This is a genomic window from Corallococcus sp. AS-1-6 (assembly GCF_020037015.1).
In the GTDB taxonomy this organism is placed as follows: Bacteria; Myxococcota; Myxococcia; order Myxococcales; family Myxococcaceae; genus Corallococcus.
This window is the reverse complement of the sequence record NZ_JAIQDE010000043.1, coordinates 1-25351: the sequence shown is the minus strand read 5'-3', so window position 1 is coordinate 25351 and position 25351 is coordinate 1. Positions and strand designations below refer to the sequence as shown.

Annotated in this window: 21 protein-coding genes; 12 read left to right on the top strand and 9 right to left on the bottom strand. The window is 71.4% G+C overall.

Annotation, left to right across the window (positions count from 1 at the left end; translation table 11 throughout):
• Positions 1-9: 9 nt before the first annotated feature.
• Positions 10-879, bottom strand: coding sequence for a cobalamin-binding protein (locus tag K8612_RS36445; RefSeq protein WP_223765626.1), 870 nt, complete (start codon positions 877-879; stop codon positions 10-12).
• A gap of 289 nt (positions 880-1168) precedes the next feature.
• On the opposite strand from K8612_RS36445, the gene K8612_RS36440 reads away from it, so the two are divergent.
• From K8612_RS36440 to K8612_RS36425, 4 genes are all read left to right on the top strand, one after another.
• A complete protein-coding gene (locus tag K8612_RS36440) occupies positions 1169-2779 on the top strand; it encodes a serine/threonine-protein kinase (protein ID WP_223739131.1) in 1611 nt (536 codons plus the stop codon).
• Positions 2776-5337 carry a TonB-dependent receptor domain-containing protein gene (locus K8612_RS36435; RefSeq protein WP_223765625.1) on the top strand — a complete coding sequence of 854 codons (2562 nt, stop codon included), beginning with the start codon at positions 2776-2778 and terminating at the stop codon, positions 5335-5337. The genes K8612_RS36440 and K8612_RS36435 overlap by 4 nt, the downstream gene beginning before the upstream one ends.
• On the top strand, positions 5334-6506 hold the full coding sequence (locus tag K8612_RS36430) for a hypothetical protein (protein WP_223765624.1): 1173 nt from the start codon (positions 5334-5336) through the stop codon (positions 6504-6506). The genes K8612_RS36435 and K8612_RS36430 overlap by 4 nt, the downstream gene beginning before the upstream one ends.
• Positions 6507-6627: 121 nt before the next feature.
• On the top strand, positions 6628-7110 hold the full coding sequence (locus tag K8612_RS36425) for a response regulator (RefSeq protein ID WP_223765623.1): 483 nt from the start codon (positions 6628-6630) through the stop codon (positions 7108-7110).
• A 6-nt stretch (positions 7111-7116) separates the two neighbouring features.
• On the opposite strand, the gene K8612_RS36420 is transcribed toward K8612_RS36425, so the two are convergent.
• Genes K8612_RS36420 through K8612_RS36405 form a run of 4 tightly spaced genes read right to left on the bottom strand, consistent with a single transcriptional unit; the run spans position 7117 to position 11275 of the window.
• Positions 7117-7734 (bottom strand): sulfite oxidase heme-binding subunit YedZ, encoded by a 618-nt coding sequence (locus tag K8612_RS36420; RefSeq protein WP_223765622.1) that lies wholly within the window; start codon positions 7732-7734, stop codon positions 7117-7119.
• 3 nt (positions 7735-7737) lie between these two features.
• Positions 7738-8727: a protein-methionine-sulfoxide reductase catalytic subunit MsrP gene (gene msrP / locus K8612_RS36415; protein ID WP_223739126.1), complete on the bottom strand. Its 990-nt coding sequence runs from the start codon at positions 8725-8727 to the stop codon at positions 7738-7740.
• Between the two features lie 34 nt (positions 8728-8761).
• Entirely contained in the window at positions 8762-9505 is a 744-nt protein-coding gene (locus K8612_RS36410; protein ID WP_223765621.1) for a fatty acid desaturase, read from the bottom strand.
• A 60-nt stretch (positions 9506-9565) separates the two neighbouring features.
• Positions 9566-11275, bottom strand: a complete 1710-nt coding sequence (locus K8612_RS36405; protein WP_223739124.1) for a hypothetical protein — start codon at positions 11273-11275, stop codon at positions 9566-9568.
• Positions 11276-11407: 132 nt separating this feature from the next.
• Between K8612_RS36405 and htpG the strand changes: the two genes are divergently transcribed.
• Positions 11408-13381, top strand: coding sequence for a molecular chaperone HtpG (htpG, locus tag K8612_RS36400; RefSeq protein ID WP_223765620.1), 1974 nt, complete (start codon positions 11408-11410; stop codon positions 13379-13381).
• A 63-nt stretch (positions 13382-13444) separates the two neighbouring features.
• Here htpG and K8612_RS36395 read toward each other — a convergent pair whose 3' ends face one another.
• The 4 genes from K8612_RS36395 to K8612_RS36380 all read right to left on the bottom strand — a co-directional run bounded on the left by K8612_RS36395 (position 13445) and on the right by K8612_RS36380 (position 19126).
• Complete coding sequence (locus K8612_RS36395) at positions 13445-14479, bottom strand: 2-dehydropantoate 2-reductase (protein ID WP_223765619.1); 1035 nt, start codon at positions 14477-14479, stop codon at positions 13445-13447.
• Positions 14480-14503: 24 nt separating this feature from the next.
• The gene (locus K8612_RS36390) at positions 14504-15157 is read right to left on the bottom strand and encodes a CPBP family intramembrane glutamic endopeptidase (protein WP_223765618.1); all 654 of its coding nucleotides are present in this window, start codon (positions 15155-15157) and stop codon (positions 14504-14506) included.
• Positions 15158-15235: 78 nt separating this feature from the next.
• Positions 15236-17704 (bottom strand): S8 family peptidase, encoded by a 2469-nt coding sequence (locus K8612_RS36385; RefSeq protein WP_223765617.1) that lies wholly within the window; start codon positions 17702-17704, stop codon positions 15236-15238.
• 171 nt (positions 17705-17875) lie between these two features.
• Positions 17876-19126 carry an NAD(P)/FAD-dependent oxidoreductase gene (locus tag K8612_RS36380; protein WP_223739119.1) on the bottom strand — a complete coding sequence of 417 codons (1251 nt, stop codon included), beginning with the start codon at positions 19124-19126 and terminating at the stop codon, positions 17876-17878.
• 185 nt (positions 19127-19311) lie between these two features.
• On the opposite strand from K8612_RS36380, the gene aroF reads away from it, so the two are divergent.
• The 7 genes from aroF to K8612_RS36345 all read left to right on the top strand — a co-directional run bounded on the left by aroF (position 19312) and on the right by K8612_RS36345 (position 25333).
• Complete coding sequence (gene aroF, locus K8612_RS36375; protein ID WP_223739118.1) at positions 19312-20337, top strand: 3-deoxy-7-phosphoheptulonate synthase; 1026 nt, start codon at positions 19312-19314, stop codon at positions 20335-20337.
• A gap of 3 nt (positions 20338-20340) precedes the next feature.
• Positions 20341-21357, top strand: a complete 1017-nt coding sequence (trpD, locus tag K8612_RS36370; RefSeq protein WP_223739117.1) for an anthranilate phosphoribosyltransferase — start codon at positions 20341-20343, stop codon at positions 21355-21357.
• Positions 21354-22172 (top strand): indole-3-glycerol phosphate synthase TrpC, encoded by an 819-nt coding sequence (locus tag K8612_RS36365; RefSeq protein ID WP_223765616.1) that lies wholly within the window; start codon positions 21354-21356, stop codon positions 22170-22172. Before trpD ends, K8612_RS36365 begins: the two co-directional genes overlap by 4 nt.
• Positions 22169-22801 carry a phosphoribosylanthranilate isomerase gene (locus K8612_RS36360; RefSeq protein WP_223739115.1) on the top strand — a complete coding sequence of 211 codons (633 nt, stop codon included), beginning with the start codon at positions 22169-22171 and terminating at the stop codon, positions 22799-22801. The genes K8612_RS36365 and K8612_RS36360 overlap by 4 nt, the downstream gene beginning before the upstream one ends.
• An 11-nt stretch (positions 22802-22812) precedes the next feature.
• Entirely contained in the window at positions 22813-24018 is a 1206-nt protein-coding gene (trpB, locus tag K8612_RS36355; protein WP_223739114.1) for a tryptophan synthase subunit beta, read from the top strand.
• Positions 24015-24806, top strand: coding sequence for a tryptophan synthase subunit alpha (trpA, locus tag K8612_RS36350; protein WP_223739113.1), 792 nt, complete (start codon positions 24015-24017; stop codon positions 24804-24806). Before trpB ends, trpA begins: the two co-directional genes overlap by 4 nt.
• A gap of 185 nt (positions 24807-24991) precedes the next feature.
• On the top strand, positions 24992-25333 hold the full coding sequence (locus tag K8612_RS36345) for a hypothetical protein (RefSeq protein ID WP_223765615.1): 342 nt from the start codon (positions 24992-24994) through the stop codon (positions 25331-25333).
• Positions 25334-25351: the final 18 nt, after the last annotated feature.

Sequence of the window (25351 nt, the reverse complement as noted above, 5' to 3'; positions counted from 1 at the left end):
AGCCTCCCCTCACTCCAGCGCGGTGCGCAGGTCTCCCGGCCGGGCCATGGGCAGCTTCTCCCCCTTCGCGATGGCCGCCACGATGCGCGCCAGTTGATCCACCCCGTCCGTCAGCGCCGCCGGCCCCGGCTGGAGGATGTAGGAACTCCTCACTTCGTAGAGCTGGTCGTCCACCACCGCCCGCACGCCGGCCCACCCCGGCCGGGAGGCGATCTTCTCCCGCTTCGCCTTGCGCCCGCACCAACTGGCGATGACGCCCTCCGGGTCGCGCCGGGCCACCTCCTCCGGGTCGAAGATGCGGCCCTTCGCCCCCTGCGACGCGCGCGACTCCTGGCACACGTCCACCCCACCCACCACCTCCACCAGCTCCGAACACCAGCGGATGCCGGAGATGAGCGGCTCGTGCCACTCCTCGAAGAAGATGCGCGGCCGCTTGGGCAGCGACTGCGCCGCGTCCGAGTGGCGCTCCAGGTTCTTCTCCAGTCGGGCCGCCAGCGCCTCCGCGCCCTCCGCGCGCCCCACCAGCGCCCCGGTGAGCCGCACCGCCTGCAATATCTCCGCGAGCGAGCGCTGGTTGAACAGGTAGATGGGCACCCCGCGCTTGCACAGCTCCCGGCCGATGTCCGCCTGCAGGTCGCTGAACCCCAGCACCAGGTCCGGCTTCAGCTCCAAGATCCGCTCGAAGTTCGCGTCCAGGAACGAGCTGACCCGGGGCTTCCTGCGCGCCTCCGGAGGCCGCACCGTGAACCCCGACACGCCCACGACCAGGTCCCCCGCCCCGATGCGGTAGAGCACCTCCGTCGTCTCCTCCGTCAGGCACACCACCCGCCGCGGATAGCGCGGCGCCGACGACAACAGCTCGGACAGCCCAGCATTCATGCGGGGCACCCTAACCCGCCCGAGCCCCCCTCGCCGGGGATGACGCGACGCACCAGTCCCCACGAACTGTGCGGCAACGGACGCCGATTTCCTCGTTTTCCAACCCCCACCGGGGGCGCGGTGCGCACGGGAGGTGCGGGAGGGCGGGCGCGCCGCGCGGGCCGGAAACTCGGGGCTCGGGCGCGGCGATGATAGCGGCACGTCTCTTGGGCGGTTTTCAAAGGCGGTGCTAGCATCCGCCGGGTCCGAAACGACGTATGCGGTTCTTCTCTTCGCCTTGGGGGAACACATGATCGAAAGCGACGCCCCCCGCAAGGGCGCGCCAGCCGACGTGGCGGATCCCCTGCTCGGGCGGATCCTCAACGAGCGCTTCCGCATCCTGGAGACGCTTGGCGCCGGAGGCATGGGCCGCGTCTACAAGGCCATGCAGGCGCCGTTGGATCGCCTGGTGGCGCTCAAGGTCCTCAACCCGCAGTACAGCGGCGAGGGCAAGGACCCGGGCTTCCAGAAGCGCTTCTTCCTGGAGGCCAGCGTCACCGCGAAGCTGCGCCATCCGAACACCGTCACCGTCATCGACTACGGCAAGACGGAAGACGGCATCTACTACATCGCGATGGAGTACCTGGAGGGGCTGACGCTGTCGCAGTTGCTCACCCAGGAAGGGCCGCTGCCGTGGGAGCGCGCGCTCGCCATCGGGCAGCAGGTGGCCCGCTCGCTGCGCGAGGCGCACAAGGTCGGCCTCATCCACCGCGACCTCAAGCCCGCCAACGTGATGATCCTCAACCAGGAGGCGGATCACGACGTGGTGAAGGTCCTGGACTTCGGCCTGGTGAAGTCGTTCTCCGGCGACGCCGCCATGAAGGAGGACACCACCCTCACGCAGGCGGGCGTCATCCTGGGCTCGCCGCAGTACATGGCGCCGGAGCAGGCGCGCAACATCGCGGATCCGCGCAGCGACGTGTACAGCCTGGGCGTGGTGCTCTACCAGACGCTGATGGGCCGGCCGCCCTTCCAGGCGGCGCAGAGCATCGACGTCATCGTCAAGCACATCAACGACCCGCCGCCGCCCTTCCACACCGTGTGGCCGGACCACACCGTGCCCGCGGAGGTGGAGGCGCTGGTGATGAAGTGCCTGGCCAAGCGCCCCGTGGACCGCTACGCGTCCATGGACGCCGTGCTCCAGGGCATGCGCACCGCCGCGTCCGCGTCCGGCGTCAGCGGCGTCTTCGCCACGCGCACCGGCCTCAACGCGGTGGGCTCCGGCCCCCACAGCGGCCCGCACAGCGGCATCCACTCCGGCGCCCACCCGGCGCTGGGCTCCGGCCCCACGCCCGCGCCCAACACCATGGCGCTGGACATCTCCGTGGACGAGGCCGGCGGCCTGGCGGAGAAGAAGTCCAGGAAGGGTCTGGGCATCGCGCTGTTCGGCGTGTCCCTGTTCGTGGGGCTGGGCGTGGCGAGCATCTTCGTGCTGCGCGGCGCCCAGAAGCCCCCGCCGGAACCGGCCGTGTCCGCCCCCGTGGCGCGCACGCCCGTCGCGCCGCCGCCCACCCGTGAGGCCGCGCCCGTCGCGGAGGCCGCCGCGCCGCCGCCCGCCGCTCCCCGCCCCGTCCGCTTCGACGTGGAGAGCGACCCTCCGGGCGCGGAGGTGAAGATCAACGGCAGGGTGCGCGGCAACACCCCGCTGGTCATCAACCACACGCCGGACACGCCGGGGCTCGCTGACGTGGAGGTGTCGTTCGCGATGGACGGCTACCAGACCGTGAGCAAGACCTATTCGGGCGAGCCGGGCACCACCGTCAACGTCTCCATCAAGCTTCCGCGCATCAAGAAGCAGCCGGGACCGAAGCCCTCCCCCAAGGCTCCCAGCTCCCAGTACAAGGACGATCCGTACCAGTGAATCCCCCGACAGCCTTCCGACGTGGGGCGCTCCTCGCGCTGTGTCTTTGCGCGACCGAGGCCCTGGCGGACGCGCGACTTGAAGCGCGCCGCCACTTCCGCAACGGCATGAGCCTCATCGAGCAGAAGAACTTCGATGAAGGCATCGCCGAGCTGGAAGCGGCCTATGCCATCAAGCCGCACCCCAGCGTCCTCTACAACATCGCCCGGGCGTACCAGGACGCGGGCCGGCTGGACGAAGCGCTGGACGCCTACAAGCGCTACCTCGCCTCCAACCCGCCGGACGCCACCAACGTGCAGGCCCAGGTGACGCGCCTGGAGGCCACGCGCCAGGCCGCGCAGGCGGAGGCGCCGGAGCCCGGCGCCCAGCCCGGCACGGCGGGCTCCGCCACCGGCCTGCCCATGCCGCCGCCGCCCCCCACGAGCATCCAGGCCCAGCAGCAGTTGGCCACGCTCATGGAGCGGCTGGAGAAGGCCGTGGCCCGCGCGGAGTCCATGTCCGCCCAGCCCCAGGCCCCGCAGCAGCCCGCGGCCACGCCCGGCCCCACCACCGTCAGCTCCAGCGGCGGCGGCGAGTCCGGCGACACCTCCGGCGACCAGGGCCTGGTGCCGTATGAAGAGCGCGTGGTGACGGCGAGCCGCCGCGCCCAGTCCTCGCTGGAGGCGCCCAACGCCACCACCGTCATCACGGCGGAGGACATCCGCCTGTCGGGCGCCACCACGCTGCCGGAGCTCTTGCGCCGCGTGCCCGGCGCGGACGTGATGGCCATGGGCGTGGGCAGCGCCAACGTCAGCCTGCGCGGCTTCAACCAGCGCCTGGCCAACAAGGTGCTGGTGCTGGTGGACGGCCGCACGGAGTACCAGGACTTCCTCGGCCTCACGGTGTGGGCGGGGCTGCCCATCGGCCTGGAGGAGATCGACCGCATCGAGGTCATCCGCGGCCCGGGCAGCGCGCTGTACGGCGCCAACGCGATGCTGGGCGTCATCAACATCATCACCCAGGCCCCCGGCACCGGCCGGCGCGCGCGCTTCGGCGCCATGGCGGGCGGCGGCAACACCGTGCAGGGCTCCTTCGTCAGCCACGGCCAGAACGGCGGCCTGCGCTACCGCGCGTCCGCCGCCTACCGGCAGGAGGACAAGTGGAGCCGCGATTACGAGAGCGGCCGTCCGGACTTCGCCCTCCAGGGGCCCGCGGATCCCGACCTGGGGCAGCGCGGGGCTCGCGCCAACCTGTCCACCGTCTACACGTTCCAGGAGGGCCAGGCGATTGGCGTCTCCGGCGGCGTGCACCGCTACCTGACGGAAATCTATCCGCTGGGCCTCCTGCGCAACTACTACATCGACGGCCTGGGCGCGTACGCCAAGGCGGACGTGGAGCTGGGCGCGGTGAAGCTCAAGGCGTTCTGGAACCACCTGTCCGGTGACGCGGGCCCGCAGTACGAGGCCATCGGCCAGCGCTCGCTGGGCATCCAGGTCGCCTCCAACGTCTTCAACGGTGAAGCGCTGTACGCGCGCGGCTTCGAGCTGGCCGGCGAGCACCAGGTGAACATCGGCGTGGAGGGCCGCCTGAAGCGCGTGGCCTTCACCTACCTGGACGACCTGCGCGAGGAGTTCCACGCGGCGGCCTTCGTCCAGGACGACTGGCGCATCGTGCAGCCCTTGCGCCTCATCGTCAGCTACCGCGTGGACCGCCACCCGCTGCTCGACAAGGGCAACCCCGGCATCGCGCAGTCGCCGCGCCTGTCCGCGGTGTTCCAGCCCATTGAGGGGCACGCCTTCCGCGCGTCCGTGGCCACCGCCTTCCGCGAGCCCACGTTCCTGGAGAGCTACACCCGGCTGCCCGTGCCCGTGCCGGGCGTCAACGGCGTGAGCCTGCTGACCACCGGCAACCGGACGCTGCGCCCCGAGCGCCTCAACGCGCTGGAGTTGGGCTGGCGGGGTGAGTCCCCGCGCCTGGGCCTGGACTGGGACGTGGCCCTCTACCAGAACACGGTGAAGGACCTCATCGCCCTGTCGCCCGTGCAGTCGCTGCCCGCCGGCGAGTCCTACGACAGCGGCACCGGCAGCTACCTGCTGGGCCGCTCCATGTTCACCAACGAGGCCGCCATCTACACCGCGCGGGGCGTGGAGGCGGGCATCAACGTGTCCCCCATCGACGGCCTGGGCGTGAAGGCGAGCGCCGCGTACCAGCACATCAGCTCCGACCTGCCGGACGAGGGCCAGTGCGGTACGTGCAGCCAGACGCCGGCCTTCCGCCTCTTCGGCGGCGTCACCTACCGCACGCGCACGGACCTGGAGTTCGGCATCGAAGCGGCGTTCACCACCTCCACCACCTGGGTGGAGCGCGAGCCCTCCGCGTCCGACCCGACGCGCGTGGACCTCATCGCCAACAACCTCCCCGCGTACACCGTCGTCAACGCCCGCGTGGGCTACACCGTGGTGAAGGACTTCGTCTCCGTGGCGCTGCAGGGCAGCCAGCTCGGTGGCGGCCACGCGGAGCACCCCTTCGGCAACCGCATCGAGCGGCGCGTGTTCGCCAACCTCACGGTGACCCCATGAAGCGCGCCCTCCCCTTCCTCGCGTTCACGCTCGCGTCCCTGCTGTCCGGCGGCTGTGATGCCCCGGACGTGGTGCCCACGGCGGACGGCCGCCAGAACACGCGCTCGGCCCGCATCGAGGGCAACCTGGTGGTGCAGTCGCGCGCGCGCGGCAACGCCATCGTGTTCCTCTACGACGCGGCCAACCCGCCGCCGCCCGCGGGCTCCGGCCGCCCGCTGGCCTTCACCGTCGTCACCGCCGAGGAGCTGTTCGGCGCGTCCCTGGGGGACACCTCCCCGGGCCCGTTCACCGCGCCGTTCGCGCTGAGCCTGGTGGAGCCGGGCCGCTACCTGCTGCGCGGCTTCATCGACGCGGACACCTGCCGGAGCGTCCCGCAGCCCTGCCACGTGTCCGACTTCAACCCCTGGTACAGCGTCACCGCCGAGCCCAACGCGGGCGACGTGGGCGGCGGCGCGGTGGACCCCCTCACCAGCGCCACGCGCATCCTGGAAATCACCACGGACGCGGACGGCTGGCCCCAGCCGCTCACCGGCGTCTCCGTGTCCTTCGCGGACTCGGCCACCGTGCCCTTCGACCGGCCGGCGTTCCAGACCGCGGACCCGCGCGAGTTCGCCGCCTCCACCACGCCCACCAAGCTGCTGACGCTCACGCCCCAGGTGCTCACCGGCGCGGTGGATCAGCGGCCGCCCGGCTTCTGGGTGCAGTTGGCGGACGCCAACAAGGACGGCGTCCCGGACGACGCCAACGGCGACGGCAAGCCGGACATCGCCTGGCCGCGCGTCATCGTGCGCAAGCTGGCGGAGGGCGTGCCGGGCTACGTGGACGACACGGACCACGACCGCGACGGGCAGCCGGACGCGGTGGTGCTGGCGGCCGGGCTGGTGCCTGATCCCCTGCTCGTGGCGCTGCTCGACGAACAGGGGAAGCCCCGCCCGCAGCCCGTCTTCGTCCCGCAGTTGCTGGTGGCCATCCGCGCGCAGGCGCTGGACGCGCGCGACCCCGCCGCGCCCACGCCGCTCGCGACCGTGCCCCCGGGTCGCTACAGCGTCACCCTGCTGCAGTCCACGGGTCAGACGTGGCGGCTTCCCAACGAGCTGGACCCGGCGCTCGCGGAGGCCGTGGGGCTGCCAGGCGTGGCGTCCCAGGCCTTCGTTCTGGAGGTCCGCTGAGGTCGTTTCGGCCCTCCCGAAATCGCGGCGTGGCGCCCTGGGTTGCTTTGACTTCGCAGGGCCCTTCCGCGACCATGGGCGGAGCCGCTGGAGGCGTTTCCTCCCCGAGGTTTTGATTCCGATGAAGGCCGGCCCTCTCTCCACCCCCGAAAACGCGCCCTCCCGTCCCACGGGGAGCACGCCCACGGTCCGTCCGGCCGGGGGGACCGGTCCGCAGCGCGTGTTGCTGGTGGACGACAGCCGCTCCATCCGGACGCTGCTGAAGATCTACCTCATGGCCCGCAGCTTCGAGTTCCTGGAGGCGGAGTCCGCCGAGGAGGGCCTCAAGGTCGCCGAGGCGGAGCACGTGGACCTCATCCTCACCGACTTCCACATGGACGGGATGAACGGCGCGGACTTCGCCGGGCAGATCCGCGCCAGCACCAACTCCAGGCTGTCCAAGGTCCCCATCCTGATGATGACGGGCGACCCGAACGTGGCGGAGGTGCGCGCGCTGGGCCAGAAGGCCGGCATCAGCGCCTTCGTGCGCAAGCCGGTGAGCTGCGCGCAGTTGATGACGCTGGTGGACACCATCCTCCCGCTGCCCCGCGCCGCCGCGAAGTAGCCCGCTTCAGGCCGGGCGCTCCCGCGCGAGCGCCCGCCGCTTTCGCAGCGCCTCGCCCACCCGCACCGCGAAGAGCAGCGCCAGGACGGCCCCGTAGAGCACCGGCTCCGTGACGTCCTTCTTCACCCGCCACACGAAGTGCACCACGCCCAGCACCGCGGCCACGTAGGCCAGCCGGTGCAGGCGCTGCCACGCGGGGAAGCCCAGCCTGCGCACCCACGTGTTCGTGGAGGTGACGGCCAGCGGCACCAGCAGCAGCAGCGCGGTGAAGCCCACCGTGATGAAGGGCCGGGTGAAGACGTCCTCCGCCATGGCGCGCGCGTCCAGGCCCTGATCCAGCACGGCGTAGGTGAGGAAGTGCGCCGCCGTGTAGGTGAAGGCCAGCAGGCCCAGCGTGCGGCGGATGCGCGCGGGCCACGTCCAGCCCGTCACCAGCCGCAGCGGCGTGCACGCCAGGGACGCCACCAGCACCGCCAGCGCGAGCAGGCCCGTCTGGTTGAGGGCGAACTCGATGCCGTTGGCCCCCAACTGTCCCTGCGCCCCCTGCACCGCGAGCAGCAGCAGCGGGGAGAGCCCTCCGACGGCGATGGCGGGGTTCAGCCAGGGGAGCTTGGAGGAGGCCATCGGTCAGAAGTCCCGCTTCAGGTCCATGCCGCTGTAGAGGCCGGCCACCGCGTCCGCGTAGCCGTTGAAGGGCAGCGTGGGCCGGCGCGAGCCCTCGCCGATGCGGCGCTCCGTGGCCTGGCTCCAGCGCGGGTGGTCCACCGCCGGGTTCACGTTGGCGTAGAAGCCGTACTCGCGCTTGTTGGCGAGGTTCCACGTCGTGGGCGGCTGCTCGCGCGTGAGCGTGATGCGGACAATGGACTTGATGCCCTTGAAGCCGTACTTCCACGGCACCACCAGCCGCAGCGGGGCGCCGTTCTGCGCGGGCAGTTGCTTGCCGTACAGGCCCGTGGCCAGGAGCGTCAGCGGGTGCCGGGCCTCGTCCAGGCGCAGCCCCTCCACGTAGGGCCAGTCCAGCACCGGGCTCTTCTGGCCGGGCAACTGCTCCGGGTCCTCCAGCGTGGTGAAGGCCACGTATTTCGCGAAGGACGTGGGCTGCACGCGGTCCAGCAGCTTGCCCAGGGGCAGGCCCAGCCACGGAATCACCATGGACCAGGCCTCCACGCACCGCATCCGGTAGACGCGCTCCTCCAGCGGGAAGGCGGAGATGAGCTGATCCACGTCCACGGTCCACGGCTTGTGGACCTCCCCGTCGATGACGACGGTCCACGGCCGCGTCTTCAGCAGGTGCGCGCGGCGGGCCGGGTCGTTCTTGTCCAGGCCCAGCTCGTAGAAGTTGTTGTAGGTGGTGACGTCCTCGTAGGGCGTGCGCGGCTCGTCCGTGCTGAAGAGGCCCTGGGCGGGCACCACCGGCTGGTCCACCGCGCCGGCGTCCGGCACGAAGCCGTCCATGGGCCGGGTGCGCTTCATGCCCAGCAGGTACAGCCCGCCGCCCACCACCGCGGCCGTGCCCGCGAACAGGCCCGCGTTCTTGAGGAACTCGCGGCGGCGCACGTAGAGCTTCTCGGGCGTCACTTCGGAGCCGGGGGGCTCGGGAGGGAGCTTGTCGCGCATGGCTCCCTCTATAACGCCCCAGCCCCTTTTCCGGTTACCGCCGGGCGTCCTTCACCCGCCACAGCCGCCACCAGGGCGTGCCGGGGGACTGGTGGTGCTCCCAGTGGTAGCCGAAGAAGAAGCACGACAGCAGGGCCCACGGGTGGTTGCGCGGCAGGGAGCGCGCGTGGTGCGGCGCCATCCCCTCCGTCTCCGGGCGCCGGTGCGGCAGGTACGTGCCGAAGAAGAACAACTGCACGGTGGCCAGCACCGACGGCAGCACCCAGAAGGCCAGGATGCGCGCCTGGGGCACGCCCAGCCACAGCAGCACGTTGAACTTCAGCGCCATGACCGCGATTTGAGGCCACGTCGTGTAGCGGACCATGAAGGCCCCGAACCACGGCCAGAAGGCCTTCCCCCGGGCCGCGAAGTCCGGGTCGTGCTCGCCGGTGGGGTCCGCGTGGTGCGCGCGGTGGTTCACCACCAGCCGGCGGTAGGACAGCCCCGCGAAGAGGAAGCAGGCCAGCCCCCCCACCGCCGCGTTCACCCGGCGGTTCAGGGACACGGTGCCGTGCATGGCGTCATGCCCGGTGATGAAGAGGCCGGTGGACAGCCACATCTGCGACAGGACGTGCAGCCAGGGGAGCGGTGAGGCCCACGGCTGCGCGGGCCCCGCCAGGAGCCACGCCAGGTGCCCGCCCCACGCGCCCACCACCGCGAGCGCGAGCACGACGCCCCACGGGTCGGGGGCAGCGGGATGGGTGGAGGGCTCGGGCGCCATGGCTCCCTTACTGGCCATGCCCCGCCCCCCGCGCACGAAGAAAAGCGCGCGGGCGGGGCGGAAGGCGCGGCCGGGACGCTACTTCGCCGCCGCCGGGGCGCCGAAGTCCTTCACCAGCGCGTCGGCGGTGACGTAGCGCGGCTCGATGTCCACCGGCACGTTCTTCAGCCGCTCCAGCACCTTCTGCACGGAGGGGCGCACCACGCCCTGCTTCGCGAGCAGCGCCTCCGCGGCGGCGCGATCGCCCTGGGCCTGCAGCGACATGAGCTGGTTGGTCAGCGACGTGACGGCCGCCTGCATCTTGTCCGGCACCACTTCGAACGTGCCGTCCGCGTTCACCTTCACCGCGCCGGTGTCCAGGAAGTGGTTGAGCTGGAGCGCGATGCCCTTGCCGTGCGCCTCGTCGATGCCGAAGCGGATGGAGCGGAACGCGGACGCGAGGAACGTCGTGTACATGGTCCGCTGCAGGCCCTTGTCCAGCGTGCCCTTGTCCACCAGCCGCTGGAGCGCCCACAGGCCGGAGATGTCCGCCTTGGCCTCCTCGATGGCGCTGGAGGACGCCTGCAGCGCCTGACGCACCGTCGTCTGCTTCCCGGCCACGGTGACGTTGTGGGGCCCCAGGCCGTGCATCAGCTCGTGCATGAGGATGTGCGTGAAGAAGGCGTCGAAGGACACGTCCTTGCGGTCCTTCGCGGGCAGCGCCACCTTCGCGATGGGCACCAGCACGCGCTGGAACTTGGCCTCCTGGATGTTCTTGAGCATCACGCGCTTGGTGCCCTTCTCCGCCGCCACGCGCTCGTCGTTGGGCAGGTTGAAGGCCGCCGTCTGCACGCCCCGGTTGCCGTCACCGGAGGAGTAGAGGCTGTTGATGACGCGGATGGGGGCGAGCGCGCCCAGCTTCGGGTTGCGCAGGTTCGCGTCGATGGGGAGGTTGTTCTCCAGCTCCTGGAGCTCCGCGCTGAACTTCGCCAGCTTCTGCGTCTCCGCGTCGTCGCGCACGCCGATGAAGGCCTCGAACGCGGCCTTGTAGTTGAACCAGCCGTCCTCGTAGACCTCGTAGGGCCCGATGGTGGGCTCCACGCTCGCGTCCAGCTCCATCCACGCGACCTCGCTCGCGTAGTAGTCGTTGGACAGGAACGCCGCCGCGCGCGTCTCCAGGAAGCGCTTCAGCGTGGGCTGCTGGGTGAGCGCCGCCGCCTCACGCAGGAGCTGCGCGGCCATGCCCAATTCGCCCTGGTACTCCACGCTGTAGGGCACGCTCATGAACTTGCCGTCCGGCCCCCTGCGCAGCGTGGTGAAGAAGCCCGTGGCCGCGTGCTGCTGCGCCTCCGGCAGGCTCTTCACCCACGCCTCCACCTCCGCCTTGGTGGCGCCGGCGGGATAGAAGTTCCCCTCGTCCGGCTTGGGCGGCACGCCGGGGATGAACGGCTTCGCCTCGTCCAGGCGGGACCAGGGGCCCTTGTTGAGCAGGAACGCGTGCAGCCGCTCCTTGCCCAGGGGCGTGGTGTCCTTCACCAGGTCCAGGAGCAGCGTCGGGTTGCCCGCCCACGCCTGGCCCAGGAAGAGCGGGTCCATGATGCGGGCGGCCTGGAGGACCTTGGCCAGGGCGCGCTTCTCCGCGTCCGGCAGCTTGGAGACGTCCACCTTGACGTCCACGGGGGCGAAGCGCGCGGTCATCCGCTTCAGCGTCGGGGCGTCCGGCAGGCGGGCGGGGGCCTCCTGGGCGGGGGCGGCGCCCGACAGGAGCAGCGCGCCGAGCAGGGGCAGCAGGGTTCTGGACTTGGGCATGCCCCCTTCCCTACCCCAACCCGCCCCCTCCTCCCAGCGACGGATGTGGGTGGATTCCCTCTTCTCGACAAGTCCGCCGGCATGGTTATGGGGAAGGGCATTGGCGCGTTCCGTCAGCGCCCGGAGGCCTTCATGTCCGCAGAGACCCACCCCCAGCGGGAAACCCATTCATTCCAGGCGGAGATCCAGCAGCTCCTGAGCCTGGTCATCAACTCGCTCTACAGCCACCAGGAGATCTTCCTGCGCGAGCTGGTGTCCAACGCATCCGACGCGCTGGACAAGCTGCGCTTCCGCTCCATCACGGAGCCGGAGCTGCTCAAGGACGAGCCCGCGCTGGAGCTGAGAATCGTCCCCGACGCCGACAAGGGCACCCTCACCATCGAGGACACCGGCATCGGCATGACGCACGACGAGCTGGTGAAGAACCTGGGCACCATCGCGCACTCGGGTTCGCGCGAGTTCCTCCAGGCGCTGGCGCAGAAGGGCAAGAACGACGTGCAGCTCATCGGCCAGTTCGGCGTGGGCTTCTACAGCGCGTACCTGGTGGCGGACCGCGTGGAGGTGGTGAGCCGCGCCGCCGGTGAGACGTCCGCGTGGAAGTGGGCGTCGGAGGCGCACGGCACGTTCACGGTGGAGCCCGCGGAGAAGGCCACGCGCGGCACCGCCATCACGCTGCACCTGAAGGCGGACCAGAAGGAGTTCCTGGACGAGTGGAAGCTGCGCCAGCTCATCACCCAGTACTCGGACTACGTGGGCCACCCCATCAAGCTCCAGGTGACCAAGCACGTGGGCAGCGGGGACACGCAGGCCACGGAAGCAGCGCTGGAGGTGGTGAACAAGGCGAGCGCCCTCTGGCAGCGTCCGAAGAGCGAGATCACGGACGAGCAGTACCAGGAGTTCTACAAGCACCTGACGCACGACTACGACAAGCCGCTGGCGTGGACGCACTTCAAGGCGGACGGCACGCAGCAGTTCACCGGCCTGCTCTTCGTGCCCAAGCACCCGCCGTTCGACCTGAACTCGCAGCAGCAGCGCGGCGTGCGGCTGTTCGTCAAGCGCGTGTTCATCATGGACCGCTGCGAGGACCTGGTGCCGCAGTGGCTGCGCTTCGTGCGCGGCGTCATCGACTCGGACGACCTGCCGCTCAACGTGTCGCGTGAGATGTTGCAGGACTCGGCGGTGGTGCGCGCCATCCGCAAGCACGTGGTGAAGAAGTCGCTGGACCTCCTGGAGAAGCTGGCCAAGGACAAGCCGGATGACTACCGCGCGTTCTGGGAGTCCTTCGGCACGGTGCTGAAGGAGGGCCTGACGCTGGAGACGGAGTACCGCGAGAAGCTGGGCGCGCTGGTGCGCTACGAGTCCTCGCGCGAGGAGGGCCTGACGTCCCTGGCGGACTACGTGGGCCGCATGAAGGAGGGCCAGGAGGCCATCTATTACGTCTACGGCGAGAGCCGGAAGGCGGTGGCGGACAGCCCGCACCTGGAGGCGCTGAAGCAGCGCGGCTACGAGGTGCTCTTCATGACCGACCCGGTGGACGAGTGGGCCGCGCAGGGCCTGCGCGAGTTCCAGGGCAAGCCGCTGGTCTCCGCGCTCAACGCGGACCTGAAGCTCCAGTCCACGGAGGAGGAGAAGAAGGCCAAGGAGCAGGTGTCGGAAGGGCTCAAGGGCCTGACGGACAAGATGAAGGACGTGCTGAAGGAGGACGTGCGCGAGGTGCGCGTGTCGGACCGGCTCACGGACTCGCCGGTGTGCCTGGTGGTGTCCGAGGGCGGCACGCCGGCCTACCTGGAGCGCCTGCTCAAGGAGCGCGGCAAGGGGATGCCGCGCATCAAGCGCATCCTGGAGGTCAACCCCAAGCACCCGGTCATCGAGCACCTGCGCTCGCTGCTCGCGAGCAACCCGGCCGCGCCGCAGGTGGGCGAGTGGATCGAGCTGCTCCACGACCAGGCGCTGCTCACGGAAGGCAGCCCGCTGAGCGACCCGAACCGCTTCGCCCGGCGCATGACGGCGCTGCTCACGCAGGTGGCCTCGGGCAACGGCATCCCGGCCGCCCAGGTTCCGCCGCCCGCCGCGACGGCGCCCCAGACGCAGCCGCAGTCCACCTGAGCCCAGGACGTTCCCATGCGTGCGCGGGTCACGAGGCCCGCCACGCACGGGGCGTGGGCTTGCTCACCCCCAGTTCTCGGCCTCCGCCTGCTTCAGGTCCGCGAGCAGCGCCTCCCCGGTCCACGCGCGGCGGTTCCCACTTTCCGCCTCGCGGATGAGCTCCACGAGCCGTGCGTTCACCGGCGCGGAGAGGTGGTGCTGATGGGCCAGACGGACGACCTCGCCGTTGAGGTAGTCCACCTCCGTCTTGCGGCCCGCGTGCAGGTCGTCCCACATGGACGAGCGCGCCTTCGGGTCGATGGCCAGCATCTTCTTCGCCAGCACCGCGAACACCGCGTCCGGCGCCCCCAGCAGCAGGGGAATCCACCCCGGCGGCAGCGGCGTCAGCTTCGCGGGCTTCACCCCGGCGAGCCCCAGCACCGCCAGCGCCTCGCCCTGCGCGAGCGCCAGGCACCGCCGCCACGCGCGCTGGGACAGCTCCTCCTTCAACGGCAGGTCCGCCAGCGCGTTGAGCGCGTTGTTCAGGTTGAACAGCAGCTTCGCCCACTGCACCGCGACGATGTCCGCGTGCTGCTTCAGCGCCAGCCCCGCGCGGGCGAAGGCCTCCGCGAACGGCGCGAGCCCCGCGTGCCGCTCCACCTCCAGCGTGCCCTCCGACCCCGCGTGGAAGTGGCCCTGCCCCTGCGCCGCGACGTTGAAGGGCACCATGCCCGTGAGCACCGTGTGGCCGGGCAGCAACCCGCGCAGCACCGCCGCGTTGTGCAGCCCGTTCTGGAAGCTGATGACCCGTGCCCCGGGCTTGAGCCTCGGCGCGAGCGTCCGGCCCGCCTCCTCCGTCGCCGCGGACTTCACCGTGACGAGCACCAGGTCCGCCGTGGCCAGCGCCTCCGGCCCCGTGTCGATGCGCACGTCCGCCGCGGGCACCTTCAGGTCCGCGCCCTGCCAGTCCGTCAGGCGCAGGCCGTGCGCGCGCACCTCCGCCACGATTCGTTCACGGCCGATGAAGCGCACCGCCGCGCCCGTCGCGGCGAGCCTCCCGCCCACGTAACAGCCGATGCTGCCCGCGCCGAAGATGACCACTTCCGGAGTCGAAGCCATGGGCGCGCATTGTGGCACGCGCGCTCACGTCGCGGGCCACACCACGACGATGAGCACGTCCCACAACGCATGGCTCACCCAGGCCGCGGCGGGCGTCCGGCGCCACTCGGTCAGCGCGCCCCAGGCGAGCGACGTGGGCAGCGCGGCCATGGCCAGCAGCGGCTCACCGAAGCCCAGCAGCACGACGCTCGACAGCACCGCCGACCCCGCGACCGCGCCCCACCGCCCCAGCCGGGGACGCAGCGCGCCCTGCACCCACCCGCGCCAGAACAACTCCTCCGCCGGGACGAGCAGCAGCACCAGGGCCAGCGCCGTCCCCAGCGAGCCCGTGCCGAACGTCGAGTAGACGGATTGCAGCGGCGAGCAGAGCGCGTCGGTGAAGCCGCCGCAGAACGCCCACAGGAAGGCCCTCGCGCCCGCGTACAGCACCACCGCCTGGGCGGCCCCCCACGCGGCATCCGGACGCGACAGCGGGGGAAGCGGCCTGCGCCAGGGGCCCATCGCGCGCCACGTCACCGCGAGCCAGACGGCGCAGAAGACGGAGGCGACGGCGAAGAAGCGCGGCGGGTGCACGTGCACCAGCGCCGTCCAGGACAGCACGCCGCCAGCGGCCGCGACCCGCCAGAGTGGCAGGGCCGCGTCACCGGCTGACGGCGGTCCAACGGGAGAAGCAGTCATCGCGCGCGGCAGCGTACTCCGGCGCGAGGGCCACCGGCGGGCGCGTTCATCCCCCCGCCCGCCGGTGAAGGCTTCACGTCACGGCGTGAGGCACACGCCGTTGCCCGAGCCATCGTCGCCGCACACGTAGCCGGAGCCGGTGCGGCACTCTCCCGCCACCCCCGGCGTGCACGACGCGAAGCAGAAGGCGCTGCTGCCGCTGGAGCTGCTGTAGCAGGCGGACCCCGCCGGGCAGCTCGACGTGAGGCAGTCCTGGGTGCAGTAGCCCCCCGGGAAGTACTGGCCCGTGGCACACAGACCATCGGTGCCGCAGTCGCTGTTGCGGGTGCAGGCCTCGCCAATCTTCGAGTCGGACCCGTCGCCCTCGTCCGGGGACTGGTACGGCACCAGGGTGAAGCTGATGCCGCTGGTCGTCTTGCCCTGGGTGACCGTCACGGTCTCCACCTGGGTGGTGTCACGCCAGAAGCCCACGCGGTCGCCGCTGTTGAAGTACTTCCCGTCGCCGGTGTCGTCGATGGACGCCAGCACCAGGTAGTCGCGCGGGGTCATCTTCAGGCTGTAGTTGTACCCACCGGCCGCGGGCACCAGGGAGATGCCGTCGTCGTCGACCTGCACCTCGCCCGCCGCGTCCAGGTACGCGAACCCGATGACGGCGTCCTTCTCATCCGTGGCGCCCACGCGGAACTTCACCAGCACCTGCGCGGTGCCCGCCCCCGACGCGCCGGTCAGGTCGAGCTGCGCCACGTAGCTGCCCGGCGCCAGCGAGCCCGGGGTGACGGTCACGTTCAGCGACGTGGACTTGTACGCGGGGACCGACAGCGAGGTGCTGGAGACGGACACCGCGGAGGCGTTGGTGCCGGTGACGGCCACGCCCACCTGCAGCGTGCCGCCGCCGTTGTTGCGCACCGTCAGCGCCTGCGAGGACGCACCGGAGAAGGACAACTGCGTGGTGCTGATGGCCAGCTTCGGGGGCAGCGACGTGTCCCCGCCGCCCTTGGCGCGCAGCACGGCGGCGTACGCGTCCACCAGGCCCGCGCCGCAGCCCTCGGCGCACTGGCTGGTCGTGTCCGCGGTGGCCTTCAGGATCTCCTCCACGTCCGCCGACGTGAGCGAGGGGTCCTGCGCCAGCATCAGCGCCACGATGCCCGCCACGTGCGGGGTGGCCATGCTGGTGCCCTGGTACCACTCGTAGGAGGGCTCGTTGTTGCTGTTGGGCAGCGTGGACAGCACGCCGTCCGGGAAGCCGTCGCCGTTGCGGTCCTCGCTCGTCTGGCCACCGGAGGCCATCACGTCCACCTGCGCGCCGAAGTTGGAGTAGCTGGCGCGCTTGCCGTTGAAGCGCGCCGCGCCCACGCAGATGACGTTCTGCTGGTTGCAGGGGAAGCTGCTGGAGGTGTTCACGTTCTCGTTGCCCGCGGCCACCACGATGATGGCCCCGCGCCCGTTGGCCGCGTTGATGGCGCTCTGCATCTCCGCCGACGCCGAACCGTCACCGCCCAGGCTCATGTTGATGACCCGCGCGGGCGTGGTGTTCAGCCGCACGCCGGGGACGTTGCCGCCGCTGGCCCAGGTGACGCCCGCGATGATGTCCGCCAGCGAGCCGCCCTGCGTGCCCAGCACGCGCACCGGCAGGATGTTCTGGCCGGACCAGGTGACGCCCGCCACGCCCACGCCGTTGTTGGACGACGCGCCAATGGTCCCCGCCACGTGCGTGCCGTGGAACGACGAGCCGCCGTTGGGCAGATCCTTGCCGTTGTCCGTCGGGTCCGCGTCCACGCCATCGCCGTCGCCCGCGTTGGTGAGGCTGGAGATGAGGTCCATGCCGGGCAGCATGCGCGAGTTCAGGTCCGGGTGCTTCGTGATGCCGGTGTCCACCACCGCCACGACGATGGACGCGCTGCCCGTGCCCAGGTCCCAGGCCGCCGGCAGGTTCATGTTCTTGTAGTGCCACTGCCGCGCGTAGAGCGGATCATTCGGCACCGCCAGCGCCCGGACCCGCAGGTTGCTCTCCGCGTTCTTCACGCCCGGCACGGCCTGCACCTGGGACAGCACGCGCACGTGCTCCGCCTGGGTGAGCGCGCGCACGGTGGGCGTGCCGCCGGACATCGCCTGCGGCTGGCTCACCTCGTAGCGCAGCAGGTGCTGCGTATCGCTCAGGTAGGCCTGGTGCACGACGTGGTAGCCCGCGATGCGCGCCTGCGCGACGGCCTCCTCCGCGGACAGACCCGGCGTGTCGAAGCGGAGGATGATCTCCCCCGGCAGCAGCGACGCCTCGTGCGTCAGCGGCTTCCCGGGAATGCCCGTGCGCCACACGCCCCGCGCGGCCAGGGCCTTGGAGACCTTCTGGGACAGGTCCTTCGCGCCCGGCAGGGAGAAGAACGCATCCAGCGACGACCCGGCGTTCGCGGCGGCGGAGCCGGCCTGGAACGGCTGGAGGGACCCTGAAACGGTCCCCTTCGGCGGAGCGGTGTCGTCGTCATCGTCTTTGTTGTCGCCGGGACAGGCCACGAGACCGAGCAATCCCAGGAGGGCAAGGCGGCGGAGCATGAACGGATTCCTTGGAAGAACGAGGGTGTGCGTCCGACCCTAGGTCCGCTGCGGGCAACGCGTCCAGCCGTCAGGGGCCCGGCCGGCCGGTCACCCTCCCCTCCGCGATTTCCCCCTCGCGCGAGCTGTTGCCTGGCAGGCAACGTGCTGCTTCGCGGACCCCAGGGAGACCTACCTCCCCAGGTCCTGCAACACCGCCTCCGCCGCGCGGCGCCCCGACGCGAGCGCGCCGTCGATGGACGCGTTCTCGCGGTGGTCTCCGCACACGTAGAGCCCCGCGGCCAGCCGCACGGGCCGGTGCGGCTCCACCAGCGCGGACGGAGGCTGCGCGGGCAAGGCCTCCGCGAGCGTGTACGTGCGCAGGTGCCGCCACGCGGACACCGCCGCGCCGAACCACTCCGTGAGCTGCGCGCGCACGCGCGCCTCCAGCGAGTCCGCGCCGCCCGCGTCGTCCACCACCGACACGGACACCAGCGCCTGACCCGGGGGCGCGTACGCGGCGGACACCTCGCTCATCACCGCCACGTTGTTCACCGGCCCGCGCCCCTCGCCATCGAGCACGAGCCAGGGCCCCTCCACCGGCGGCTCCGGCGCCGCGAAGTACAGGCACGTCACGCGGTTCATGCGGGGCGCGGGCATGCCCACGAGCAGCGACGCCGCGCTGCTGGGGTCCGTCGCCACCACGACCGCGTCCGCGTGCAGCATCTCCCCACCCGGCAGGAGCACGCGGTGCCCCCACGCCTCCTCCACGCGCACGCGCATCCGCAGCGCGCCCGAGGGCAGCTTCGCCGCCAGTTGCGCGGGGATGGCGCCCATCCCCTGCGCGGGCACGGCCGCGTACCCCGTCGCGAACATCCGGAACACGAACTCCAGCATCCGGCTGGACGTCGTCAGCCCCCGCTCCAGGAAGATGCCGCCGAGGAAGGGCGTGAAGAACGCTTCGAGCATCTCCTCGGAGAAGCCCAGGTCCCGCAGGAAGCGCCGCGACTCCTGCTGGGGCCGCTGCCACAGGTCCTCCAACTCACCGGACGTGGCGTGCTGCCGCAGCTCCAATACGCGCAGCTTGTCCGCCAGTCCCCCTGGCGCGTCCAACAGATGTGACGCCGCCGTGACGGGACGCCGCAGCGGGTCCGCCAGCGTGTGCAGCCGCCCACCCCGCCACACCTTCGCGCCGGGGATGAAGCGTTGGAGTGAGAGGGCCTTCAGGTCCAGCACCCGCCGGCCTTCCGGGTAGGCGGTGAGGTACACCTGGAAGCCCCGGTCCAGCAGGAACCCCTCGTGCGAGTCGGTGCGCACTCTGCCGCCCGGCGCGTCCCCCGCTTCCAGCACGTGCGCGTCCACGCGCGCCTCGAGCAGCGCCGTCGCGCACGCCAGGCCCGCGAGCCCTCCCCCCACCACGATGACCCCGGGCCGCTTCGCCATGGTCCGCCTCCCGTCCGAGCGTGCGGACCCTGGCTTGATAACGCCAAGACGTGCAAGCGAGACTCTGGTTCGGTTGCGGGCATCCGACAGTTACGGCAAAGGTTGCCGTGTGCACGGTGCTCCAGGCACACCCACGCTGGCATTCGCCCGCGTGCCCTTTGGAGAGAAAGAGCAGGAGTTCCCCCATGTTGATCGTGATGCGCCCAGACGCGACGGCCCAGGACATCGAGCGAGTGAACGATGAGATCCGCCGCCGTGGCTGGCATCCGCACGCGATACCTGGGGGCTCTCGCACCGCCATCGGCATCACCGGCAACCCCGGCGCGGTGGAGCCGGAGCCCTTCCGCGTGCTCCCCGGCGTCGCGGACGCGGTCGCCATCTCCCAGCCGTTCAAGCTGGTCAGCCGCGAGGTGAAGCCGGAGGACAGCCTGGTGCGCGTGGGCGACCTCACGCTCGGCGGCGCCGCCATCCACGTCATCGCCGGCCCCTGCTCCGTGGAGTCGCGCGAGCAGATCATCTCCACCGCGCAGGCGGTGAAGCAGGCGGGCGCCACCATGCTGCGCGGCGGCGCGTTCAAGCCGCGCACCAGCCCCTATGAGTTCCAGGGCCTCAAGGGTGACGGCCTGGCGCTGCTCGCGGAGGCGCGCAAGGAGACGGGCCTGCTGGTGACGACGGAGGTGAAGGACACGGCGACGCTGGCCTCCGTCGCGGAGCACACCGACATCCTCCAGGTGGGCGCGCGCAACATGCAGAACTTCAGCCTGCTGGAGGCGGTGGGCGAGACGCGCAAGCCCGTGCTGCTCAAGCGCGGCATCAGCGCCACCATCAAGGAACTCCTGATGGCGGCCGAGTACATCGTCGCGCGCGGCAACACCCAGGTCATCCTCTGCGAGCGGGGCATCCGCACGTTCGAGAACATGACGCGCAACACGCTGGACCTGAACGCGGTGCCCATGCTCAAGGCGCTCACGCACCTGCCGGTGTTCGTGGACCCGTCGCACGGCATCGGCGTGCGCAAGGCGGTCCCCGCGATGATGCGGGCCGCGGTCGCCGCGGGCGCGGACGGCCTCATCGTGGAGGTCCACCCGGATCCGCCGCGCGCCCGGTCGGACGGCTTCCAGTCGCTGGACTTCTCCGAGTTCGAGAAGGCCATGGGTGAAGTGCGGGCCATCGCCCAGGCGATGGGACGCGAAACGGTCAGGCTGGGATAGGCCATGACCCTCAAGGAAGCGCTGGGCAGGGTGGTGAGCCGGCGCGACCTCTCCCGCGAGGAGATGGCCTCCGTCATGGGCCAGATGCTCGCGGGCGAGGCTTCCGCCGCGCAGGTCGGTGCGCTGGCGGCCGCGCTGCGCATGAAGGGGGAGACCGAGGACGAGATCCTCGGCGCGGCGGAGGCCATGCGGGCCTGCGCGGCGAGGATTGCTCCCCAGGCGGAGGTGGTGCTCGACACCTGCGGGACGGGGGGTGATGGGGCGCACACCTTCAACATCTCCACCGCGGTGGCCTTCGTGGCCGCCGGGGCGGGGGCGACGGTGGCCAAGCACGGCAACCGCGCGGTCTCCAGCCGCTGCGGCAGCGCGGACGTGCTGGCGGCGCTGGGCGTGTCCATGGAGCGGGCGCACGCGCAGGTGGCGCGCGACATCGACGAGCACGGGGTGGGCTTCCTCTTCGCGCCCTCGCACCACAGTGCCCTGAGGCACGTGGCGCAGGCGCGCAAGGACCTGGGCTTCCACAGCGTGTTCAACCTGCTGGGGCCGCTGACGAACCCCGCGGGGGCGCGCTACCAGCTCCTGGGCACGTTCGACCGGCAGCGCGTGGAGCAGACCGCGCGCGTGCTGGGGCGGCTGGGCAGCCGGCGCGCCTGGGTGGTGCACGGGCACGACGGGCTGGATGAGATTTCGCCATGCGCGCCCACGGAGGTCGCGGAGCTGTGCGCGGACGGCACGGTGCGCCGCTTCACGGTGACGCCGGAGGACGCGGGCCTGAGCACGGTGCCGCGCGAGTCCATCGCGGGAGGCGACGCGGAGGAGAACGCGAAGCGCCTGCGCGCGCTGCTCGCGGGAGAGCGCGACGGCGTGCGCACGGCGGTGCTGCTCAACGCGGCCGCCGCGCTGCTCATCGTGGGGCTGGTGGACACCCTGAAGGAGGGCGTGAAGCGGGCCGAGCACGCCATCGACTCCGGGGCCGCCGAACGCAAGCTCGCGGCGCTCATCCAGAGGGTCGCGGCATGACGACCTCCTCCTCGGCCGCGAAGCCCGTGGACGCGCCCGGCACGCTGGACGTCATCATGGCGCGCAAGCGCCGGGAGCTGGGCACCCGGCCTCCTCCCACGCACGGCGCGCATCCCCCGACGCGGGACTTCGCCCAGGCGCTGGTGCGGCGCGTGCTCGGACATCCGGTCAACGTCATCGCGGAGGTGAAGCGCAAGAGCCCCTCGGGCGGCGCCTTCCCGCACGCGGACGTGGTCGCGGTGGCCCGCTCCTACGAAGCCGCCGGCGCCTGCGCCATCAGCGTGCTCACCGACGGGCCGGACTTCGGCGGCAGCCTGGAGGACCTGGTCGCGGTCCGGGCCGCCGTCTCCATCCCCGTCCTGCGCAAGGACTTCCTCGTCGCCGCCAGCGAGGTCGAGGAGAGCGCGGCCTGGGGCGCGGACGCGGTGCTGCTCATCGCGGACGCGCTCGGGGACACGGAGCTCCGGGAGATGATCGCCGCCGCGAAGCAGGTGCGCGTGGCCGCGCTCGTGGAGGCCCACACGGAGGCGCACGCCGAACGCGCGCTCGCCGCGGGCGCCAGCATCATCGGCCTCAACAACCGCGACCTCGCCACGCTGAAGACGGACACCGGCACGGCGCTCCGGGTGATGCCCGCGCTGCGCGCCCAGTCCACCGCCCTGGTGGCGGAGAGCGGCCTCAAGAGCCTCGCGGACCTCACCGCCGCGCGCGACGCGGGCGCCAACGCCGTGCTCGTCGGCGAATCGCTCCTGCGCGACGCGGACCCCGGCCGGGCCCTGCGACGGCTGCTCGGGCTGGAAGGCGGCGGGACATGAGGACCCTGGTGAAGGTCTGCGGCGTGACGCGCGTCGAGGACGCCGAGGGCGTCTGGGCGGCGGGCGTGGACGCGCTGGGGCTCAACTTCCATCCGGGCTCCCCCCGCTTCGTGGACCTGGCCAGGGCGGTGAGCATCGCGCGCACCCGGCCCCCGCTGGCCGCCCTGGTGGGCGTGTTCGTCAACGCGACCCGCGACGACGTGCGCGTGCGCGTGCGCGAGTGCGGCCTCACCGCCGTGCAGCTCCACGGCGACGAGTCCCCGGAGGACTGCTCCGGCTACGGCGTGCCCGTCATCAAGGCGCTGCGCGTGCGCGGGCCGGACGACGTGGAGAAGGCCAAGAGCTACGTGGGCGTGGGCGATGTGTCGGGCCTGCTCCTGGACGGCGCGGCCCCGGGCTACGGCGGAGGCGGCGTCACCTTCGACTGGTCGCTGGTGAAGCAGCTTGCGCGCTGCGGCCTGCCCGTGCTGGTGGCGGGCGGCCTCAAGCCTTCCAACGTGGCCGAGGCCATGAGGGCCACCCGGCCCTACGGTGTGGACGTGGCCAGTGGAGTGGAGTCCTCCCCTGGCATCAAGGACCTGGACGCGGTGCGCGCCTTCGTGCGCACGGTCCGGTCCCTCAACCCCTGAGGAGTCGTGCCATGACGACGGACACTGCCGTGGGCCGCTTCGGCCGCTACGGCGGACGCTATGTGCCGGAGACCCTGGTCCCGGCGCTGCTGGAGCTGGAAGAGGCCTACGCGAAGGCGCAAGCCGACGCGTCCTTCGGCGAGGAGGTCACCCGCGTGCTGCGCGAGTACGTGGGCCGGCCCACCACGCTGACGCCCGCGCACCGCCTCACGGAGGCCTGGGGTGGCGCGAACGTGTGGCTCAAGCGCGAGGACCTGGCGCACACGGGCGCGCATAAAATCAACAACACCGTGGGCCAGGTGCTGCTCGCCCGGCGCATGGGCAAGAAGCGCATCATCGCGGAGACGGGCGCGGGCCAGCACGGCGTGGCCACCGCCACCGCGTGCGCGCTCTTCGGCCTGCCCTGCGAGGTCTTCATGGGCGCGCTGGACGTGGAGCGCCAGGCGCTCAACGTCTTCCGCATGCGCGCGCTGGGCGCGGTGGTGCGGCCGGTGGAGTCGGGCTCGCGCACGCTCAAGGACGCGATGAACGAGGCCATGCGCGTCTGGGTGTCGCAGGTGCAGGACACCTACTACGTCATCGGCAGCGCGGCGGGCCCGCACCCCTACCCCACCATCGTGCGTGACTTCCAATCCGTCATCGGCCGGGAGATTCGCGCCCAGACGCTGGCCACCATGGGCCGGCTGCCGGACGCCATCATCGCGTGCGTGGGCGGCGGCTCGAACGCCATCGGCGCGCTGCACCCCTTCATCCCGGACACGGCGGTGCGGCTCGTGGGCGTGGAGGCCGCGGGCCACGGCCTGGACTCCGGCCAGCACGGCGCGTCGCTGACGCTGGGCACGGAGGGCGTGCTGCACGGCTCGCGCTCGCTGGTGCTCCAGGACGAGAACGGCCAGATTCAAGAGGCGCACAGCATCTCCGCCGGCCTGGACTACCCGGGCGTGGGGCCGGAGCTGGCGCACCTGGCGAAGACGGGGCGCATGGAGGTGCGCACCGCGACGGACGACGACGCGCTCGCCGCCTTCTACGAGGTCGCGCGCACGGAGGGCATCCTCCCCGCGCTGGAGACGTCGCACGCGTTCGCCGCGGCGCGCGCGCTGGCCCGCGACCTGGGCAAGGGCAAGCACCTGGTCATCAACTGCTCGGGCCGGGGTGACAAGGACGTGGCGACCATCTCGGCGCGCGGCGTGCCGCCGGCCACGGGGGTGAAGTCATGAGCACGGAGCTGGGCAAGGCGTTCGCGAAGGCGAAGGCCCGGGGAGAAGGCGCGCTGGTGGCGTACGCGATGGCGGGCGACCCGGACCTGCCGAAGTCCGTGGACGTCTTCGCCGCCATGGTGGAGGGCGGCGCGGACGTGCTGGAGATCGGCGTGGCGTTCAGCGACCCCATCGCGGACGGCCCCGTCATCCAGGCCGCGTCCGAGCGGGCCCTGAAGGCCGGCGCCACGCTGCGCCGCGTGCTGGATGAGGTCGTCCCGGAGGTGCGCCGCCGCTGCCCGGAGACGCCGCTGGTCATCATGACGTACGTCAACGTGGTGATGGCCATGGGCGAGGAGCGCTACGCGAAGCTCGCGCGCGAGCGGGGCATCGCGGGCACCATCCTCCCGGACCTGCCGCCGGAAGAGAGCGCGAGCATCCGCGCCGCGTTCGACAAGGAGGGCGTGGACCTGGTGCCCCTGTGCGCGCCCACCACGCCGCCCGCGCGCGCGGAGGCCATCGCGAAGGACGCGAGGGGCTTCGTCTATTGCGTGTCCGTGGCGGGCGTCACCGGCATGCGCTCGGAGCTGCCGCCGGACCTGTCCCAGCGGCTGGACCTGGTGAAGCGCGCCGCGTCCGTGCCGGTGGTGGCGGGCTTCGGCATCTCCAACGCGGACACGGCCCGGCCGCTGGTGGCCCACGCGGACGGCGTCGTCGTGGGCAGCGCGCTGGTGAAGGCCGCCCACTCGGACGGCCCGGCCGCGGCGAAGCAGCTCTGCGCGGACATCAAGCGCGGCCTGAAGCGCTGACTTCACGCCCACCCAATCCCTTCCACAGACAAAAACAACAGCCAAGGCAGTTCAGACCCACCATCTGCCTTTGCGAGTCAGCGGGCACCCATATTGAGCAAGGCATTCTCCAAATGTATTCTTTGCAAACCGGGATAATTGCCCTTCCCGGCCAAGCAAGAAATCGTGCGATTGGAGAAGCCACCATGCTGCGTACGGTCCTGGTTGCCTCGACGCTGTTCCTCGGTTCCTTCATCCCTCAGGTTGCCTCTGCCTGCACCATCACCTGCTCGGGGGGCTCGTGCACCGGCTCCTACAGCTGTGAGTGCCAGACGAACGGCACGCCCAAGTGCAAGGACAGCAGCGGGGGTGGTGGCTGCTTGGTGCAGGAGCCTGCCTGCTTCGAGTCCGCGACGATGAACTCCCAGGAGTTCATCCGCCGGGTGGAGTCGCAGCTGGGTGATCAGCTCGCCGTCAGCGAGCTGCGCCGAGGTCGTGTCAATTGGAGTGGAAACGCGTCAGGCGGCGCGACGAGTTCCCTGCGGTAGCATGACGAGGTTGCCGTC

Coding starts and splice junctions, on each gene's coding strand:
- K8612_RS36445 (WP_223765626.1), bottom strand. CDS start 879: ATGAATGCTGGGCTGTCCGAGCTGTTGTCGTCGGCGCCGCGCTATCCG.
- K8612_RS36440 (WP_223739131.1), top strand. CDS start 1,169: ATGATCGAAAGCGACGCCCCCCGCAAGGGCGCGCCAGCCGACGTGGCG.
- K8612_RS36430 (WP_223765624.1), top strand. CDS start 5,334: ATGAAGCGCGCCCTCCCCTTCCTCGCGTTCACGCTCGCGTCCCTGCTG.
- K8612_RS36425 (WP_223765623.1), top strand. CDS start 6,628: ATGAAGGCCGGCCCTCTCTCCACCCCCGAAAACGCGCCCTCCCGTCCC.
- K8612_RS36420 (WP_223765622.1), bottom strand. CDS start 7,734: ATGGCCTCCTCCAAGCTCCCCTGGCTGAACCCCGCCATCGCCGTCGGA.
- msrP (WP_223739126.1), bottom strand. CDS start 8,727: ATGCGCGACAAGCTCCCTCCCGAGCCCCCCGGCTCCGAAGTGACGCCC.
- K8612_RS36410 (WP_223765621.1), bottom strand. CDS start 9,505: ATGGCCAGTAAGGGAGCCATGGCGCCCGAGCCCTCCACCCATCCCGCT.
- K8612_RS36405 (WP_223739124.1), bottom strand. CDS start 11,275: ATGCCCAAGTCCAGAACCCTGCTGCCCCTGCTCGGCGCGCTGCTCCTG.
- htpG (WP_223765620.1), top strand. CDS start 11,408: ATGTCCGCAGAGACCCACCCCCAGCGGGAAACCCATTCATTCCAGGCG.
- K8612_RS36395 (WP_223765619.1), bottom strand. CDS start 14,479: ATGGCTTCGACTCCGGAAGTGGTCATCTTCGGCGCGGGCAGCATCGGC.
- K8612_RS36390 (WP_223765618.1), bottom strand. CDS start 15,157: ATGACTGCTTCTCCCGTTGGACCGCCGTCAGCCGGTGACGCGGCCCTG.
- K8612_RS36385 (WP_223765617.1), bottom strand. CDS start 17,704: ATGCTCCGCCGCCTTGCCCTCCTGGGATTGCTCGGTCTCGTGGCCTGT.
- K8612_RS36380 (WP_223739119.1), bottom strand. CDS start 19,126: ATGGCGAAGCGGCCCGGGGTCATCGTGGTGGGGGGAGGGCTCGCGGGC.
- aroF (WP_223739118.1), top strand. CDS start 19,312: ATGTTGATCGTGATGCGCCCAGACGCGACGGCCCAGGACATCGAGCGA.
- trpD (WP_223739117.1), top strand. CDS start 20,341: ATGACCCTCAAGGAAGCGCTGGGCAGGGTGGTGAGCCGGCGCGACCTC.
- K8612_RS36365 (WP_223765616.1), top strand. CDS start 21,354: ATGACGACCTCCTCCTCGGCCGCGAAGCCCGTGGACGCGCCCGGCACG.
- K8612_RS36360 (WP_223739115.1), top strand. CDS start 22,169: ATGAGGACCCTGGTGAAGGTCTGCGGCGTGACGCGCGTCGAGGACGCC.
- trpB (WP_223739114.1), top strand. CDS start 22,813: ATGACGACGGACACTGCCGTGGGCCGCTTCGGCCGCTACGGCGGACGC.
- trpA (WP_223739113.1), top strand. CDS start 24,015: ATGAGCACGGAGCTGGGCAAGGCGTTCGCGAAGGCGAAGGCCCGGGGA.
- K8612_RS36345 (WP_223765615.1), top strand. CDS start 24,992: ATGCTGCGTACGGTCCTGGTTGCCTCGACGCTGTTCCTCGGTTCCTTC.